The following is a 15,575-nucleotide window of genomic DNA, read 5'->3' on the forward strand; positions in this document are numbered from 1 at the left end:
GCCTATATGAACTTTGATCTCATTACTTCTAAAGAAAATCCTTTATTCAAGGAGATTCGCAACCTACAAGCTACTGGCTCCAAAGGCCAGAAGGCAAGGATTGCAAGAGGTCAAGCTCTCTTAGAGGGCATTCATCTAGTGCAGACTTGGGTAGGCGACCCAGCTTTAAAGATATTGCTCACTTCGGAAGTGGGCCTACAAAATACTGAAATTTCTGAAGCGGTCTACTCGCATATTGAAATCTGCCCAGATACTAAGGTTTTCCAATTGGATAGCGCACTTTGGGATTTGCTAAGTGACCTAGTCAATGCTCCCCACATTGCCGGCTTATTAGATCTTCCTCAATCTTGCTTATCGCCTCCTCAATCGATCGCCACCTTAGCTGGAGATGTCGTGATATTGGATCGCATTCAAGATGCCGGTAATGTCGGCTCAATTTTGCGAACAGCTGCGGCATCAGGATTTACTCAAGTCATTGCTTTATCAGGATGTGCTCATTTATGGTCTAGCAAAGTATTGCGAGCTGGTATGGGTGCCCATCGCTTGCTAAATCTTTATGAAGGTTGGTCAAACCAACAAGTATTGAGTGCTGTTACCGCACCTATGCTCGCTGCTTCAGCTGATGCTGAGCGTGAGCTATACGCATTGCAACAAGAGCTACAGCATCCAGTGGCTTGGGTAATGGGTAGTGAAGGTCAAGGGGTATCTGAGGATCTCTTGGCTCAAGCAAAAGGAGTTGCTATACCTATTGACCCGCGAGTAGAGTCCTTAAATGTGTCCACAGCTGCCGCTGTTTGCTTGTTTGAGACGATGCGAGTTAGGCGAGGTTAACTCAAGTTAGCCCAAAATCGTCTTATCAGACTTAATCGCTTGCAAGACAGTCGTAGCTATCTCTTCAATTGACTTGCTCGTTGTCATCACCCAGGGAATGGATTGTTTTTTCATCATCGCAGTTGCCTCGTTAATCTCATAGCGACAATTTTCTAGTTTCGCGTAGTTACTACCAGGGCGGCGCTCATTACGAATCTCTGAAAGGCGTTCAGCGTCAATCATGAGACCAAAAATCTTCTGGCGATAAGGCACTAAATCTTTCGGTAATTGGCCTCGCTCAAAATCCTCTGGGATCAGTGGGTAGTTAGCGGCCTTCAATCCGTATTGCATGGCAAGATAAAGACTGGTTGGTGTCTTGCCAACACGGGATATCCCAATCAAAATAACATCTGCCTCTACTAAATTTTGGTTTGACTGTCCGTCGTCGTGAGCGAGTGAATAGTTAATGGCCTCAATACGATTCTTGTAGGCCTCGGTATCGGCATTGTGGTGTAGGCGGTTCATAGCGTGAGTGGACTTCATGCCCAAGGCTGCCTCTAGTGGGGCTACGAAGGTCTGGAACATATCCAAAATCAGCCCATTTGCCTTGCTGACAATGCTATTGAGTTCAGAATTCACCAAAGTAGTGAAAACAATTGGTTGGGCCCCATATTTACTTGCTGCCTGATTGATGCTGCTGACTGCGTCATGGGCTTTATCTACGCTATCCACAAAAGGCACGCGAATGTGCTTAAAAGTAGCCTCAAATTGGGCCAAAATCGATTGGCTGAAGTTCTCGGCGGTGATGCCGGTTCCATCAGAAACTATAAAAACAATATGGGTCTCGCTAGACATGGATTTAGCCTAAAAAGTCAGGGTCAGCACTACAATAGAATTTATTGAAGTATGCCCCATTTTGAGTGGCCGCTTGACTAGTTTCCTTATCTTTAGAGAGTATTTTATGTCCAACCAACAGCAGCAAAATAGCAGTATGGCAGATGCCTATGTATTGCCTTTTGAGCAACTTCGCATGACCGATGTTGAGTCAGTCGGCGGTAAGAATGCCTCCCTCGGCGAAATGATTTCTCAGTTGGCATCTACTGGAGTTCGGGTGCCAACGGGGTTTGCCACTACCGCATTGGCATTTCGTGATTTCCTGAAACATAACAATCTCACCGAGCGCATTCAGAAGCGTTTGGAGAATCTTAATATTGATGATGTGCGTGCATTAGCAGAAGCTGGTGCTGAAATCCGTCATTGGATTGAGACTGCGCCATTTCAGCCTAAGTTAGATGAAGAGATTCGCAAAGCGTTTGCAGTTTTGGATGATTCTGGCAAAGGTTCTTTTGCAGTGCGCTCTTCTGCAACAGCAGAAGATTTGCCAGATGCCTCTTTTGCTGGACAACAAGAAACATTCTTGAACGTTGAAGGCATTGAGGATGTCCTCAAGAAGATCCGCGAAGTATTTGCATCCCTTTATAACGACCGTGCTATTTCTTATCGCGTACACAAGGGCTTTGCGCATGCTGAAGTAGCCTTGTCTGCTGGTATTCAGCGTATGGTGCGCTCAGATCTGGGTGCTGCTGGCGTGATGTTTACCTTGGACACTGAATCTGGTTTTGAGGATGTTGTCTTTATTACCTCAAGCTATGGTTTGGGTGAGACAGTAGTGCAGGGGGCAGTAAACCCTGATGAGTTCTATGTATTCAAAACTACCTTAGCCCAAGATAAAAAAGCGATCATTCGTCGCTCTTTGGGTTCTAAGTTGATTCAGATGCAATTTGCACCTAAAGGTTCTGCTGAGAAAGTGCAAACCGTGGATGTCACTCCAGAGAAACGTAATCGTTTTTCTTTGGAAGATGCCGACATTACTGAGTTGGCGAAATACGCCGTCATTATTGAAAAACACTACGGTCGTCCTATGGATATCGAGTGGGGCAAGGATGGCCAAGATGGCCGTATTTATATACTGCAAGCTCGCCCTGAGACAGTGAAGAGTCAGGCTGCTGGCCAAGTAGAGATGCGCTATAAGCTCAAAGGTAGCTCAAAGGTCCTGGCTAAGGGCCGCGCGATTGGTCAAAAGATTGGTGCGGGGCCGGTTCGTATTATTCGCGACCCAAGCGAGATGGATCGTGTGCAGCCTGGTGATGTCTTGGTTGCGGATATGACGGACCCGAACTGGGAGCCAGTCATGAAGCGTGCTTCTGCGATTGTGACCAATCGTGGTGGTCGTACATGTCACGCGGCAATTATTGCCCGTGAGTTAGGCGTGCCAGCGGTCGTTGGTTGCGGTGATGCTACTGAGCATTTGCAAGACGGCATGATGGTGACAGTTTCTTGTGCTGAAGGTGACGAAGGTCATATCTACGATGGCTTGATCGAAACTGAAGTGAGTGAGATATCTCGCGGTGTATTGCCAGAGATTCCAGTGAAGATCACTATGAATATTGGTAATCCTCAGCTGGCATTTGATTTCTGTCAAATTCCAAACGCAGGTGTTGGTTTGGCTCGTCTTGAGTTCATCATCAATAATTACATTGGTGTGCATCCACGAGCTGTATTGGAGTATCCAAACATCGACCCTGACCTCAAGCGTGCGGTTGAGAGTGTGGCTCGTGGTTACGCTAGTCCACGTCAGTTTTATGAAGATAAATTGGTTGAGGGTGTGGCAACTATTGCTGCCGCTTTCTATCCAAAGCCTGTCATCGTCCGTTTATCTGACTTCAAATCTAATGAGTACAAGAAGTTAATTGGTGGATCACGTTACGAGCCGGATGAAGAAAATCCTATGCTCGGCTTCCGCGGTGCATCACGTTATGTATCTGAGGATTTTGGTGAGGCGTTTGCCCTTGAGTGTGCAGCCATGAAACGCGTGCGTGAAGAGATGGGTCTTGATAACGTTGAGATTATGGTTCCGTTTGTACGTACGATCAATCAAGCTAAACGCGTTATTGATATGATGGAGAAATTTGGTCTCAAGCGTGGTGTGAATGGCCTTCGTCTCATCATGATGTGCGAGATTCCATCCAATGCAATTCTTGCGGATCAGTTCCTTGAATACTTTGATGGCTTCTCTATCGGTTCAAACGACATGACTCAGTTAACACTTGGTCTTGATCGTGACTCTGGTATGGAGTTGTTGGCGATTGACTTTGATGAGCGCGATCCAGCAGTAGAATTTATGATCGCCCGTTCAATCGATGCTTGTCGTAAGCAAAACAAATACGTAGGTATTTGTGGCCAAGGACCTTCAGACCATCCAGACTTTGCCCGTTGGTTAGTCGAGAAGGGTATTACCTCCATCTCCTTAAACCCAGATAGCGTTGTAGAGACCTGGGAGATGTTGGGTAAGAAATAACTTTAAATTACCTGAGAACCTGAATAAGGCGCAATTCGATTGCGCCTTATTGCTTTGGGGCATCGTATATAAGTTGATTGCATAATAGGGGTGCATTAAGGTTATTTGTTGAGAGTTATAGAGGATGGTGTTATGGAACCGTTATCGGGTTTGAAAGTCATTGAAATGGGTCAGCTCATTGCTGGACCATTTGCTGCGAAAACATTGGCTGATTTTGGGGCGGATGTCATCAAGATTGAACCCCCTAAGGTTGGGGATGCGCTACGTAAGTGGCGCCTTTTGAAGGATGGCACCTCTATTTGGTGGCAAGTTCAATCTCGCAATAAACGTTCACTCTCATTAGATTTAAAACAAGCTGAGGCACAAGAGATTGTCAGAACCCTCGCGAAAGAGGCCGATATTCTGATTGAAAATTTCCGACCTGGTACCTTAGAAGATTGGGGGCTTGATCCCAATGACTTACTCAAAATTAATCCGCGCCTAATTGTTCTTCGTATCAGTGGCTATGGTCAGACCGGTCCTTATCGAGATAAACCTGGCTTTGGAGTGGTTGCTGAGGCAATGGGTGGTTTACGTCATTTAACTGCTGAACCTGGGAGAGTTCCCGTTCGAGTGGGTGTCAGTATTGGAGACACCCTGGCATCTCTGCATGGTGTTATTGGAATTCTCCTAGCGCTGCAGGAGCGTCATCAAAGCGGCAAGGGCCAGGTAATTGATATCGCTTTGTATGAAGCGGTTTTTAACTGTATGGAAAGTTTATTGCCTGAGTACAGCGCCTTTGGTGAAGTAAGACAAGCTGCAGGGAGTGCATTGCCAGGGATTGCGCCTACGAATGCCTATCGGTGTGCCGATGGCGGCTATGTATTAGTTGCCGGCAATGGCGATAGTATCTTTAAGCGTTTGATGAAACTCATTGGGCGCGACGATTTAGGTAATGATCCGCAGTTAGAAAATAATGATGGTCGCGTTAAGCGGGTCGTAGAGCTTGACCAAGCAATTGGCGCTTGGGCCAAAGCATTGAGTACCGATGCAGCACTAGAAGCTTTAGATTCTGTAGCAGTTCCTGCTGGCAGAATCTATACCGTAGCTGACATTGCCAAAGATCCCCACTACAAAGCTCGAGGCAATATCGAGACGATTAAGATGCGTGATGGATCCAGAGTAGACGTTCCTGGGGTTATTCCAAAACTTTCCCGCACTCCTGGATCAATCAAAACACTTGCGCCAGAGATTGGGCAAAATACCGATGAGGTATTGCGTGATATTGGCTTAAGTGATGCACAAATAGCCTCACTAAAAGAGCGTGGCGTAGCATTTACCAAGTAAATAATAAATTACTAAATACAGATAACAATGACTAGAGTTTATTTCAATGATGTGGTGACACGAGATGGCTTTCAGATAGAGCCTAATTTCATTCCAACCGATGACAAAGTTCGCTTAATCGATGAACTCAGTCAATGTGGTTTCGCAAAGATCGAGGTGACCTCATTTACCTCTCCTAAAGCCATTCCAATGCTCAGAGATGCCGAAGAGGTGATGGGCAGAATTCAGCGGATTCCTGGTGTTGAGTACACAGTACTTGTACCCAATCTTCGCGGCGCTGAGCGTGCTTTTGAATCAAAGGCCGATGAATTTAATCTGGTGATGTCGACTTCAGAGACCCATAACTTAGCCAATTTGCGCATGACGAGAGAAAAGAGTTTTGCTGGCTTAGCGGAGGTAATTAAATATGTTGCTGGTAGAACACCGATTAATGTTTCACTTTCCACCTGCTTTGGTTGCCCTATGGAGGGCGATGTGCCTCAAAAAGTTGTTGAAGAGTTTGCTAAACGCTTTGCTGATCTTGGGGTCCGTGGTTTAACGATTTGCGATACAACTGGTATGGCTAATCCTGCACAAGTGACGCAAATTTCCGAAGCATTGCAGAAGCAATTCCCAAATCTTCAACTCACGATGCATTTTCACAATACAAGAGGAATGGGATTAGCGAATGTTCTTGCGGCAGTCCAATCGGGTATCACGCGATTTGATGGTTCTCTTGGAGGTTTAGGTGGTTGCCCATACGCGCCAGGAGCTAGTGGCAATATATCGAGTGAAGATGCGATTCATATGCTTGATGCGATGGGTTATGACACTGGTATGAATATGCCAAGATTGTTAGCAATTGCCCGAGAGCTGCCAACCATCGTTGGTCACGCCGTTCCTGGTCAAGTTGCTAAAGCAGGGCGTACCTGCGATTTGCATCAAGCCCCTGACTATGTGAAAGATTTGCGTCAGCAATAGATTGGGAGAGAAGATGATTGACCACTTAGATCATTTGGTATTGACTACAGCAAATGAAGCAGCTTGCGTAGATTTTTATACGCGGGTGATGGGGATGACGCTGGAATCTTTTATTGGGGGCACGCCGCCAGTGGAGCGTAAGGCATTTAAATTTGGCAACCAAAAAATCAATTTGCACATCAAAGGCAAAGAATTTGAGCCTAAGGCCAATCTTCCAACTCCCGGATCTCTCGATCTCTGTTTTATTGCTGATCGCCCACTCAATGAAGTGATTGCAAAGCTGAAGAAGGAGGCTTGGCCGATTATCGAGGGGCCTGTGATCCGAACCGGTGCGACTTCAAAAATTAACTCAGTGTATGTACGGGACCCTGATCTCAATTTGATTGAGATTAGCGAGCTTTATAAAGTTTAAGACTTCTTTACAGACTTTCTTTTTGCGCTAGAAGTTTTCTTAGGCGTGCTCGTTGGCTTTGCTAGAGGTTTTGCTGCCTTTACTTTTGGGGGCTGGCGATTAATAGGAACGGCTCCCATTTTCTTGGCTGGCTCTGAGATGGCGCTAGATTTGTTGACGCCACTCCAACTAGGTTCCGCAATCGAATTAAATGCGGCTCTTAGTTTTTCTCCCCAGAGGCGATGAATCATTTGGAAGTAAGGGTTGGACTCATCTAAGGTAACGAGTTTGCTGGCCTTCAGTGAGTTCTTTTCATATACCAACAAGTCTAGCGGCAGGCCGACAGAAATATTACTGTTCAAGGTTGAATCCATAGAGATCAGAGCGCACTTAGTAGCCAGATTGAGTGGCGTTGCAAAATTGACGACACGATCAAGAATAGGCTTGCCATACTTTGACTCACCAATTTGGAAATAACAAGTCTCTGGAGTTGCTTCGATAAAGTTGCCAGCAGAGTAAATATTGAAGAGGCGAGGTCTTTCCCCTTTGACTTGGCCGCCAAAAATCAGGTTGCAGTTGAAGTCAATGCCAGCCTTCTCTAAGGCTAGATGATCGCGTTCATATACTTGCTTGATAGCGTCTCCCACAACAACGGCTGCATCGTGGGCATTATCAACATTCCATAGGTTTTTGCCACTCAGTAACTGGCCTTGAAGCAAAATCTCTTTGACAGCTTGTGTGATAGCAAGATTGCCTGCGCTCATTAGGGTAAAGAAGCGATCATTGTCCTTTTGGAACAAGGTCATTTTTCTAAAGGTTCCAATTTGATCCACACCAGCGTTAGTCCGGGTGTCGGATAAAAAGACCAAACCATCTTTTAGGCAAAGCCCTACGCAATACGTCATATACCCATGTCCTTTTAATAATTCCTTAGGATTATCTCTTAAATAAGTGGAGGGGCTTAAGGGGCCTGTTGAATAGAAATGGTTGCGCTGAGCTCTTCGCCGCCACCCCCAGTTCGAACACCTTTAACTGGTGCTGCTGAGTAATAATCACGACCGATAGCAAGGCGAATATGGCGCGCATCAATCAGGCATGCATGAGTAATATCGACACTAGTCCAGATCCCTTTTTCAATATCGCTACAGAAATCAATCCAAGCATGGCTAGCAAGATTAGGAGATTCCTCAGCAAAGAAATAGCCACTCACATAGCGCGCCGGAATATTTGAGGCCCTACAAAGGCCGAGCATAACGTGTGCATGATCTTGGCATACACCAGATTTGAGGGCAAAGGATTGGGCGGCAGTAGTGGCAAAGGTAGTTTGGCCTGGCACATACACAATTGCCTTTTGAACGGCAGTAGCTAATTTTAAAACTTCATCAACAGAATTTTTCTTGGGCAGGCTTGAAGAAAAATAAGACAGCATCTCTTCATTAGGTTCGGTGAGATTAGTTTGTTGGAGAAGATAAAAAGGGGACACTGCCTTGGCATCATCTTTGAATTCAAAAGCATCCTGAGTATGCACTTCACCTTCAGCCTCAAGCATCATCGAGGTGTAAGGGCTCTCCTGTACAAAGACACTGCATACATTACCAAAGGTATCAATTGAGCTAGACGCTTTTATGGGGGTGCTAATTCTCCACTTGTCGATTTGCTGACCAGTAATACTTGGGGGCGTTAAGCGTAATTCTTGAATAGAATAGCGCACGGGTGTTTCATAGCGATACTCGGTGCGATGACGAATTTTCAGGTGCATATAGAGGAGTTCTTAGGCAACAGCCAGTGGGATGAGATAAGCGTTACTAAACTCATCGGCAATATGATTGATGCGCTCAAGGAAGGCTTCAATAAATTCTTCAAGCCCTTGTTCAAAGACTTCGTCAATATCTGAGTAATCTAGACTTGCTTTTAGTTTTCCAAGTAAGCGTTCAATTTCTTTAGATTGTTGATTCTTGACTTCAGCAATCAAAGGAATTAACTCGTTGACGCAGCAAACCAATGAACGGGGCATTTGCTTATTAAAAATCAATAGCTGGGCTACTTGCTTGGGGGTGACTTGATCCGAGTAGATCTGACGATAGATCTCAAATGCGGAGACGGAGCGAAGCAAGGCAGCCCAATGATAAAAGTCGAAGAATTCTCCATCAGAGCCGCCTTCAGCATTCTTTTTGGCACTAAAGATCTTAAGAGTAGCTTGGTCCTCATACTTGGTTTCTAAAATACGACCAGTATTGTCAGCGCGCTCTAGCAAGGTGCCCACATTAATAAAGTAGAAGGCTTCATTCTTAAGCATCGTGCCATAGAGAACGCCTCTGAAGAGATGGCAACGGTGTTTGACCCACTCCAGTAATCTGCTGGGGTCTGCTAGGTTTCTTGCCTCTAAGATGCGCTGGAGTTCGAGCCAGGTCGTATTTTGCGTTTCCCAAACTTCGGAGGTAATCTTGCCGCGAATCACCCTAGCATTTTCACGAGCTGCATATAAACAAGAAACAATGCTCGAAGGATTACTGGTTTCATAAATCATGAAATCCAATACATTCTCGCGATTGACGACGTCATACTTGCTTAAAAAGGCATCTTCTAACTTAGAGATGGTGAGCAACTTTTTCCAGCTTTGCTCCAGAAACTCTGCTGGTTGTGGGAGTAATGAGGTTTGGTGATTCACGTCCAACATGCGAGCAGTGTTTTCTGCGCGCTCTGTATAACGAGCCATCCAATATAGGCAGTCTGCGGTGCGGCTGAGCATTTTCTCTGATCCCTCTTATTCTTCCAGCACCCAGGTATCTTTAGTCCCACCACCTTGAGAGGAGTTCACCACTAAAGATCCTTCTTTGAGGGCTACCCTGGTTAGTCCACCGGGGACCATCTTGATGGTTTTTCCAGAAAGTACAAAAGGTCGTAAATCAATATGTCTAGGAGCAACGCCTGACTCTACAAACGTTGGGCAAGTCGAGAGTGCCAAGGTAGGCTGGGCAATATATTTATCTGGGTTAGCGATGAGATGGGTTCTAAATTCTTCGATCTCTGCTTTCGTAGAAGCTGGTCCAACCAGCATGCCATAGCCACCAGCACCGTGCGTCAATTTCACTACTAATTTTTCTAGATTCGCTAAGGTATATGCCAAATCATCTGTCTTGCGACACTGGAATGTCGGGACGTTATTGAGGATTGGTTTTTCGCCAAGATAGAACTCAATCATTTCTGGAACATATGGGTAAATCGATTTGTCATCTGCGATACCAGTACCAATCGCGTTTGCAAGAGTCACATTGCCAGCGCGATACGCTGATAATAGGCCAGCAACGCCCAGTGTTGAGTCGGAGCGGAATGCTAATGGATCCAAGAAGTCATCATCAACACGGCGATAGATGACATCAACTCTCTCAGGCCCTTGAGTCGTACGCATAAAGACTTGCTCATTCTTCACGAATAAGTCTTTACCTTCAACCAGTTCTACCCCCATTTGTTGGGCGAGGTAGCTGTGCTCAAAATAAGCAGAGTTATACATGCCCGGCGTCAAAACTACGACGTTCGGTTTCTTCACGTCATCTGGTTTAACGGATTTCAAGCACTCCAATAGGAGGTCTGGATAGTGCTCTACAGGAGCAATGCGATATTTTTGAAATAGATCTGGGAAGAGTCGCATCATCATTTTGCGATCTTCGACCATATAAGAAACGCCAGAAGGCACGCGCAAGTTATCTTCTAAAACGTAGAACTCACCTTCACCTGCGCGCACAATATCGATGCCGGCAATTTGTGCATAGATATCGCGTGGCACGCTGACGTTACGCATCTCTGGACGATATTGAGCGTTGTTGTAAATTTGTTCAGCGGGGATGATGCCAGCTTTAATAATTTCTTCATCGTGATAGACGTCATAAATAAAGCGATTGAGCGCTTTAACCCGTTGACGTAAGCCTGCCTCAAGTTGTTCCCATTCTTTTGCAGTAAAGATTCTGGGTACTTGATCGAAGGGAATGGTTCTCTCAGACCCTAGATCATCCCCGTAGACGGCAAAGGTGATGCCAACACGTCTAAAGATGAGGTCAGCTTCAGCGCGTTTGAGACCCATGAGGGTATCGCTCTGTTGTTTCAACCAATTATGGAAAATTTGGTAGTGGGGCCGCGCTTTTCCTGCGGCGTCGAGCATTTCATCAAAAGGCAATTTCATAGTTCTAAAACTAATGCCTTTAAAAGGTCTAAATTCGGGGGTTTGAAGCAGCTTGGTGCTGTATTGCACCATATATGTGCATAAATGCTCGGATATTAGCTCTCAGGCCAGTCTAACCGAGTTTTAGGGGTACTAAGCGTTTAAATCGCCCCTGGCGATGCGCCCTTTTTGGACTTCCCATTCCCGCTCTTTAGTGGCGGCACGCTTGTCATGCTGCTTTTTGCCTCTAGCCAGGCCGATTTCGCACTTCACATTGCCTTTGGAAAAGTGCAGGTTGAGTGGGACGAGGGTATAGCCTTTTTGCTCGACCTTGCCAATCAGCTTGCGGATCTCAATGGCATTCAGGAGGAGCTTGCGAGTGCGGGTGCTGTCAGGAACAATGTGGGTAGAGGCTGATAGCAAGGGGGTGATATGGCAACCAATTAGAAAAAGCTCCGCCTTGCGAATGACAACATACGCTTCTTTGATGTGCACGCGACCAGCTCTGATGGCTTTGACTTCCCAGCCCTCCAGAACCAATCCTGCCTCAAAGCGCTCCTCGATAAAATAATCGAAGAAGGCTTTTTTGTTATCGACGATACTCATATTTATTTAGCTTCCAAGATCGATTATGGCAGACGTCTACAAGACCGTTTTAATTGGCCAATCAGCCGACCGAATGTACGGCTTAGTGACTGATGTGGCTCGTTACCCCGAGTTTTTGCCTTGGTGTGGCGGGGTTGAAATCTTTGAGCAAACCGAAACCGTTTTGGACGCCAAAATTAACATCAACTTCAAGGGTATTAATCAGTACTTTCATACTCGGAATGTGAATCATCGCCCCGAGACTATTGATATGGTTTTTGTAGATGGACCATTCAAACATTTTTCAGGGCAGTGGAACTTCATCCCTTTACGCGAAGATGCATGCAAAGTGGAATTTAAGCTCCACTGGGAATTTAAGAGCGTGATTCTCGACAAGATCATTGGTCCTGTTTTTGGGCACATTGCAGGCACATTTGTGGATTGTTTTGTCAAACGTGCGGAAGAGCTTTATGGCTAATCGCACTATGGAAATTTGGATTTGTGATGCCAGACAGGGTGATCCAACTTTGATCCCATTTCAACTCGACCTCGCTGCAGATGAATCTCCTACAGTGGGCTTGGCACTCATACAGGCTGGTTTAGTTACCAGTCAAGCAGATCCATCTTTAGCCAGAAAGGGATGTTTTGGCGTTTTTGGAAAGCGTAAGGAGTGGGATAGTCCAATCTATGCCGGAGATAGATTAGAGCTCTATTCCCCCTTATTAATTGACCCTAAGGCGGTTCGGCGTAAAAAGGCAAACCAGAACCAGGATGCCAAATTCCAGGCTGCTGCAGCCAAAAGGAAGGCTAGGAGGCTATAATCTGTTTTTGCGACTAGGGGTTTTGCATGCGACTCATTCAAAAAGCACTCACTTTTGACGATGTGCTCCTCGTACCGGCTTATTCTTCGGTACTCCCTCGAGATGCCAGTTTGGCAAGTAAATTAACTCGGGATATTTCACTAAATACACCATTGGTGTCCGCTGCGATGGATACCGTCACTGAAGGTCGATTGGCAATTGCTATGGCCAGTGAAGGTGGTATCGGCATCATCCATAAAAACTTAAAGCCTGCAGAGCAAGCGCGTGAAGTGGCCAAAGTAAAGCGTTATGAATCAGGCGTACTGCGTGACCCAATTACGATTGGTCCGGATGTTACTTTGCGTCAAGTTATTCAACTTTCTCGTGAACATGGATTTTCAGGATTTCCAGTTTTGGTTGGCAAAGAAGTTGTCGGCATTATTACGAACCGCGATTTGCGTTTTGAAGAAGATCTAGATGCTCCAGTAAAAACCAAGATGACCCCACGCGAGCGTTTGGTCACTGTAAAAGAAGGTTGCTCATTAGACGAAGCAAAACGCCTGATGAGTCAACATCGTCTCGAGCGTGTTTTGGTTGTGAATGACAAATTTGAATTGCGCGGCTTAATCACTGTTAAAGATATTCTGAAGGCCACTGAGCATCCAAATGCTTGTAAAGATAGCGAAGGCAAGTTACGTGTGGGCGCGGCAGTTGGTGTTGGTCCAGATAATGATGAGCGCATTGAGCTTCTGGTGCGAGCTGGTGTTGATGTGATTGTGGTGGATACGGCACACGGCCATAGCCAGGGCGTATTAGATCGCGTCAAATGGGTTAAGAAAAATTATCCTCACGTACAAGTCATTGGCGGCAATATTGCAACGGGTGATGCCGCAAAAGCATTGGCCGACCATGGTGCCGATGGCGTCAAGGTTGGTATTGGCCCAGGCTCGATTTGTACCACTCGTATTGTTGCTGGTGTCGGCGTTCCACAAATCACAGCAATTGTGAATGTGGCTAATGCACTAAAAGGCACAGGCATTCCTTTGATTGCTGACGGCGGTGTTCGTTATTCAGGTGACGTTGCTAAAGCCTTAGCAGCAGGTGCAAGCTCTGTGATGATGGGCGGTATGTTTGCTGGCACAGAAGAAGCGCCTGGAGAAGTCTTCTTGTATCAAGGGCGCTCATACAAGAGTTATCGTGGTATGGGCTCTTTGGGTGCGATGGCGGATGGCTCAGCTGATCGTTATTTCCAGAGTGACATCGTTGCTAATGCTGAGAAGCTTGTACCAGAAGGTATTGAAGGACAGGTTCCCTACAAAGGTAGCGTGCTTGCGATCTTGCATCAACTGACCGGCGGTATTCGTTCCTCCATGGGTTATCTCGGTTGCAAGACCATTGCCGAACTTCATGAAAAAGCCAATTTTGTGGAAATTACATCAGCGGGTGTGCGTGAGTCACATGTTCATGATGTGAAGATCACTAAGGAAGCCCCGAATTACCACATTGATTAATCATTAAACAAAAGCTGAAATTAAGGCTGAATTCAAGACTGACCTTTTCGTGCACGACAAAATACTGATTCTCGACTTTGGTTCACAAGTAACTCAATTAATTGCAAGACGTGTGCGTGATGCAAGGGTGTATTCAGAAATCCACCCTTATGATTGCGATCCAGAATTTATTCGCCAATTTATTCAAGAGCAGGGCGGAAAGGGAATCATTCTCTCTGGCGGTCCCAGCTCAGTCACAGAAGACGGCAGTCCACGTGCTCCGCAAATCGTATTTGAATTAGGCGTTCCCGTTCTGGGTATTTGCTATGGTATGCAAACCATGGCAACCCAACTGGGTGGCGCGGTCGCTTCAGCAGAGTCATTGGGCAAAGCGCGAGAGTTTGGCTACTCTGAAGTACGAGCACATGGCCACACGAATTTACTCAAAGGCATTCAGGATTTTTCGACCAGCGAAGGCCACGGCATTCTGAAAGTCTGGATGAGTCATGGGGATTCAGTAACCACTATGCCGCCATCATTCAAATTGATGGCTTCTACAGAGTCTTGTCCAATTGCTGGAATGGCTGATGAAGAGCGCCGCTTTTATGCATTCCAATTTCATCCTGAGGTAACTCACACTATTCAAGGCACCGCAATCCTGGAGCGTTTTGTGCATGAGATTTGTAGGTGCAAGCCCGATTGGGTGATGGGCGATTACATTGCTGAAGCAGTTGAAAACATTCGCAAGCAAGTTGGCAACGAAGAAGTCATTCTTGGTCTGTCTGGTGGTGTGGACTCTAGTGTTGCTGCTGCTTTGATTCATCGTGCCATTGGCGATCAATTGACTTGTGTGTTTGTTGATCATGGCCTACTTCGCCTGAATGAAGGCGATATGGTGATGGAGATGTTCGCGCGCAATCTTGGTGTCAAGGTGATTCGCGTTGATGCAAAAGATACTTTCATGGGTGAATTGGCTGGCGTTTCTGATCCTGAAGCTAAGCGCAAAATTATCGGTAAAGAGTTTGTTGAAATTTTCCAGAGTGAGTCTGGCAAGATTAAGAATGCTAAGTGGTTAGCACAAGGCACCATTTATCCTGATGTGATTGAGTCCGCCGGTAAAGGTAAGAAGGGTGCACATACCATTAAGAGTCACCACAACGTTGGCGGTCTTCCTGAAGATATGCATCTTAAGTTGCTTGAGCCATTACGTGAGCTGTTTAAGGATGAAGTGCGTGAACTAGGTGTTGCTCTAGGTCTGCCTCGTGAGATGGTCTATCGCCACCCATTCCCAGGTCCTGGCTTGGGTGTGCGCATCTTGGGTGAAGTCAAAGCTGAATTTGCTAGCCTCTTGCAACGTGCTGACGCGATCTTCATCGAAGAGTTACGTAATACGATTGATGAAGTCAGTCAAAAATCTTGGTATGACCTCACTAGCCAAGCTTTTGCTGTTTTCTTGCCAGTGAAATCGGTTGGCGTAATGGGTGATGGTAGAACTTATGAATATGTGGTTGCACTCAGAGCAGTGCAAACACAAGACTTTATGACAGCCCATTGGGCGCATTTGCCTCACGACTTGCTTGGTAAGGTTTCTAACCGCATCATTAATGAAGTGCGGGGCATCAATCGCGTTGTCTACGATATCAGTGGAAAGCCGCCTGCAACCATTGAGTGGGAATAACTCTCCCCACTCACTTTTTAT

General features: G+C 46.0%; 15 protein-coding genes. 9 read left to right on the forward strand and 6 right to left on the reverse strand.

Translation table 11 applies throughout. The features are described 5' to 3' along the window. Nucleotides 1-6 precede the first annotated feature (6 nt). Complete coding sequence (locus tag FD968_RS02950) at nucleotides 7-831, forward strand: RNA methyltransferase (RefSeq protein ID WP_215367296.1); 825 nt, start codon at nucleotides 7-9, stop codon at nucleotides 829-831. 6 nt (nucleotides 832-837) lie between these two features. Here FD968_RS02950 and FD968_RS02955 read toward each other — a convergent pair whose 3' ends face one another. Next, the gene (locus tag FD968_RS02955) at nucleotides 838-1,665 is read right to left on the reverse strand and encodes a pyruvate, water dikinase regulatory protein (RefSeq protein WP_215367297.1); all 828 of its coding nucleotides are present in this window, start codon (nucleotides 1,663-1,665) and stop codon (nucleotides 838-840) included. Nucleotides 1,666-1,771: 106 nt separating this feature from the next. On the opposite strand from FD968_RS02955, the gene ppsA reads away from it, so the two are divergent. The 4 genes from ppsA (at nucleotide 1,772) to FD968_RS02975 (ending at nucleotide 6,866) form a co-directional block, all read left to right on the forward strand. Further along, the gene (gene ppsA / locus FD968_RS02960; RefSeq protein WP_251367616.1) at nucleotides 1,772-4,168 is read left to right on the forward strand and encodes a phosphoenolpyruvate synthase; all 2,397 of its coding nucleotides are present in this window, start codon (nucleotides 1,772-1,774) and stop codon (nucleotides 4,166-4,168) included. Between the two features lie 132 nt (nucleotides 4,169-4,300). After that, the gene (locus FD968_RS02965; RefSeq protein WP_215367298.1) at nucleotides 4,301-5,494 is read left to right on the forward strand and encodes a CaiB/BaiF CoA-transferase family protein; all 1,194 of its coding nucleotides are present in this window, start codon (nucleotides 4,301-4,303) and stop codon (nucleotides 5,492-5,494) included. Nucleotides 5,495-5,521: 27 nt separating this feature from the next. Further along, on the forward strand, nucleotides 5,522-6,454 hold the full coding sequence (locus FD968_RS02970; RefSeq protein WP_215367299.1) for a hydroxymethylglutaryl-CoA lyase: 933 nt from the start codon (nucleotides 5,522-5,524) through the stop codon (nucleotides 6,452-6,454). A 13-nt stretch (nucleotides 6,455-6,467) separates the two neighbouring features. Continuing rightward, entirely contained in the window at nucleotides 6,468-6,866 is a 399-nt protein-coding gene (locus FD968_RS02975) for a VOC family protein (protein ID WP_215367300.1), read from the forward strand. Here the strand turns inward: FD968_RS02975 and FD968_RS02980 are convergent. The 5 genes from FD968_RS02980 to smpB form a co-directional block, all read right to left on the reverse strand. After that, nucleotides 6,863-7,750, reverse strand: a complete 888-nt coding sequence (locus tag FD968_RS02980; RefSeq protein ID WP_215367301.1) for a proteasome-type protease — start codon at nucleotides 7,748-7,750, stop codon at nucleotides 6,863-6,865. The two genes, FD968_RS02975 and FD968_RS02980, sit on opposite strands and share 4 nt — an antisense overlap. A gap of 56 nt (nucleotides 7,751-7,806) precedes the next feature. After that, a complete protein-coding gene (locus FD968_RS02985; RefSeq protein WP_215367302.1) occupies nucleotides 7,807-8,604 on the reverse strand; it encodes a transglutaminase family protein in 798 nt (265 codons plus the stop codon). 12 nt (nucleotides 8,605-8,616) lie between these two features. Continuing rightward, nucleotides 8,617-9,594 carry an alpha-E domain-containing protein gene (locus FD968_RS02990; RefSeq protein ID WP_215367303.1) on the reverse strand — a complete coding sequence of 326 codons (978 nt, stop codon included), beginning with the start codon at nucleotides 9,592-9,594 and terminating at the stop codon, nucleotides 8,617-8,619. 15 nt (nucleotides 9,595-9,609) lie between these two features. Next, nucleotides 9,610-11,022 (reverse strand): circularly permuted type 2 ATP-grasp protein, encoded by a 1,413-nt coding sequence (locus FD968_RS02995; RefSeq protein ID WP_215367304.1) that lies wholly within the window; start codon nucleotides 11,020-11,022, stop codon nucleotides 9,610-9,612. Nucleotides 11,023-11,154: 132 nt separating this feature from the next. After that, nucleotides 11,155-11,607, reverse strand: a complete 453-nt coding sequence (gene smpB, locus FD968_RS03000; RefSeq protein ID WP_114638281.1) for an SsrA-binding protein SmpB — start codon at nucleotides 11,605-11,607, stop codon at nucleotides 11,155-11,157. Between the two features lie 25 nt (nucleotides 11,608-11,632). Here smpB and FD968_RS03005 point away from each other — a divergent pair, with 25 nt between their 5' ends. The 4 genes from FD968_RS03005 to guaA are packed head-to-tail and all read left to right on the forward strand — an operon-like array spanning nucleotide 11,633 to nucleotide 15,554. Beyond that, a complete protein-coding gene (locus tag FD968_RS03005) occupies nucleotides 11,633-12,064 on the forward strand; it encodes a type II toxin-antitoxin system RatA family toxin (protein WP_215296547.1) in 432 nt (143 codons plus the stop codon). Further along, a complete protein-coding gene (locus tag FD968_RS03010; RefSeq protein WP_215367305.1) occupies nucleotides 12,057-12,407 on the forward strand; it encodes an RnfH family protein in 351 nt (116 codons plus the stop codon). Before FD968_RS03005 ends, FD968_RS03010 begins: the two co-directional genes overlap by 8 nt. 26 nt (nucleotides 12,408-12,433) lie before the next feature. After that, on the forward strand, nucleotides 12,434-13,897 hold the full coding sequence (gene guaB / locus FD968_RS03015) for an IMP dehydrogenase (protein WP_215367306.1): 1,464 nt from the start codon (nucleotides 12,434-12,436) through the stop codon (nucleotides 13,895-13,897). A gap of 49 nt (nucleotides 13,898-13,946) precedes the next feature. Further along, entirely contained in the window at nucleotides 13,947-15,554 is a 1,608-nt protein-coding gene (guaA, locus tag FD968_RS03020; RefSeq protein ID WP_215367307.1) for a glutamine-hydrolyzing GMP synthase, read from the forward strand. Nucleotides 15,555-15,575: the final 21 nt, after the last annotated feature.

This window comes from Polynucleobacter sp. AP-Titi-500A-B4, assembly GCF_018688095.1.
Lineage (GTDB): Bacteria > Pseudomonadota > Gammaproteobacteria > Burkholderiales > Burkholderiaceae > Polynucleobacter.

What these genes read in the sequence shown, in the direction of transcription:
- FD968_RS02950 (WP_215367296.1), top strand. Translation starts at nt 7, where the DNA reads ATGAACTTTGATCTCATTACTTCTAAAGAAAATCCTTTATTCAAGGAG.
- FD968_RS02955 (WP_215367297.1), bottom strand. Translation starts at nt 1,665, where the DNA reads ATGTCTAGCGAGACCCATATTGTTTTTATAGTTTCTGATGGAACCGGC.
- ppsA (WP_251367616.1), top strand. Translation starts at nt 1,772, where the DNA reads ATGTCCAACCAACAGCAGCAAAATAGCAGTATGGCAGATGCCTATGTA.
- FD968_RS02965 (WP_215367298.1), top strand. Translation starts at nt 4,301, where the DNA reads ATGGAACCGTTATCGGGTTTGAAAGTCATTGAAATGGGTCAGCTCATT.
- FD968_RS02970 (WP_215367299.1), top strand. Translation starts at nt 5,522, where the DNA reads ATGACTAGAGTTTATTTCAATGATGTGGTGACACGAGATGGCTTTCAG.
- FD968_RS02975 (WP_215367300.1), top strand. Translation starts at nt 6,468, where the DNA reads ATGATTGACCACTTAGATCATTTGGTATTGACTACAGCAAATGAAGCA.
- FD968_RS02980 (WP_215367301.1), bottom strand. Translation starts at nt 7,750, where the DNA reads ATGACGTATTGCGTAGGGCTTTGCCTAAAAGATGGTTTGGTCTTTTTA.
- FD968_RS02985 (WP_215367302.1), bottom strand. Translation starts at nt 8,604, where the DNA reads ATGCACCTGAAAATTCGTCATCGCACCGAGTATCGCTATGAAACACCC.
- FD968_RS02990 (WP_215367303.1), bottom strand. Translation starts at nt 9,594, where the DNA reads ATGCTCAGCCGCACCGCAGACTGCCTATATTGGATGGCTCGTTATACA.
- FD968_RS02995 (WP_215367304.1), bottom strand. Translation starts at nt 11,022, where the DNA reads ATGAAATTGCCTTTTGATGAAATGCTCGACGCCGCAGGAAAAGCGCGG.
- smpB (WP_114638281.1), bottom strand. Translation starts at nt 11,607, where the DNA reads ATGAGTATCGTCGATAACAAAAAAGCCTTCTTCGATTATTTTATCGAG.
- FD968_RS03005 (WP_215296547.1), top strand. Translation starts at nt 11,633, where the DNA reads ATGGCAGACGTCTACAAGACCGTTTTAATTGGCCAATCAGCCGACCGA.
- FD968_RS03010 (WP_215367305.1), top strand. Translation starts at nt 12,057, where the DNA reads ATGGCTAATCGCACTATGGAAATTTGGATTTGTGATGCCAGACAGGGT.
- guaB (WP_215367306.1), top strand. Translation starts at nt 12,434, where the DNA reads ATGCGACTCATTCAAAAAGCACTCACTTTTGACGATGTGCTCCTCGTA.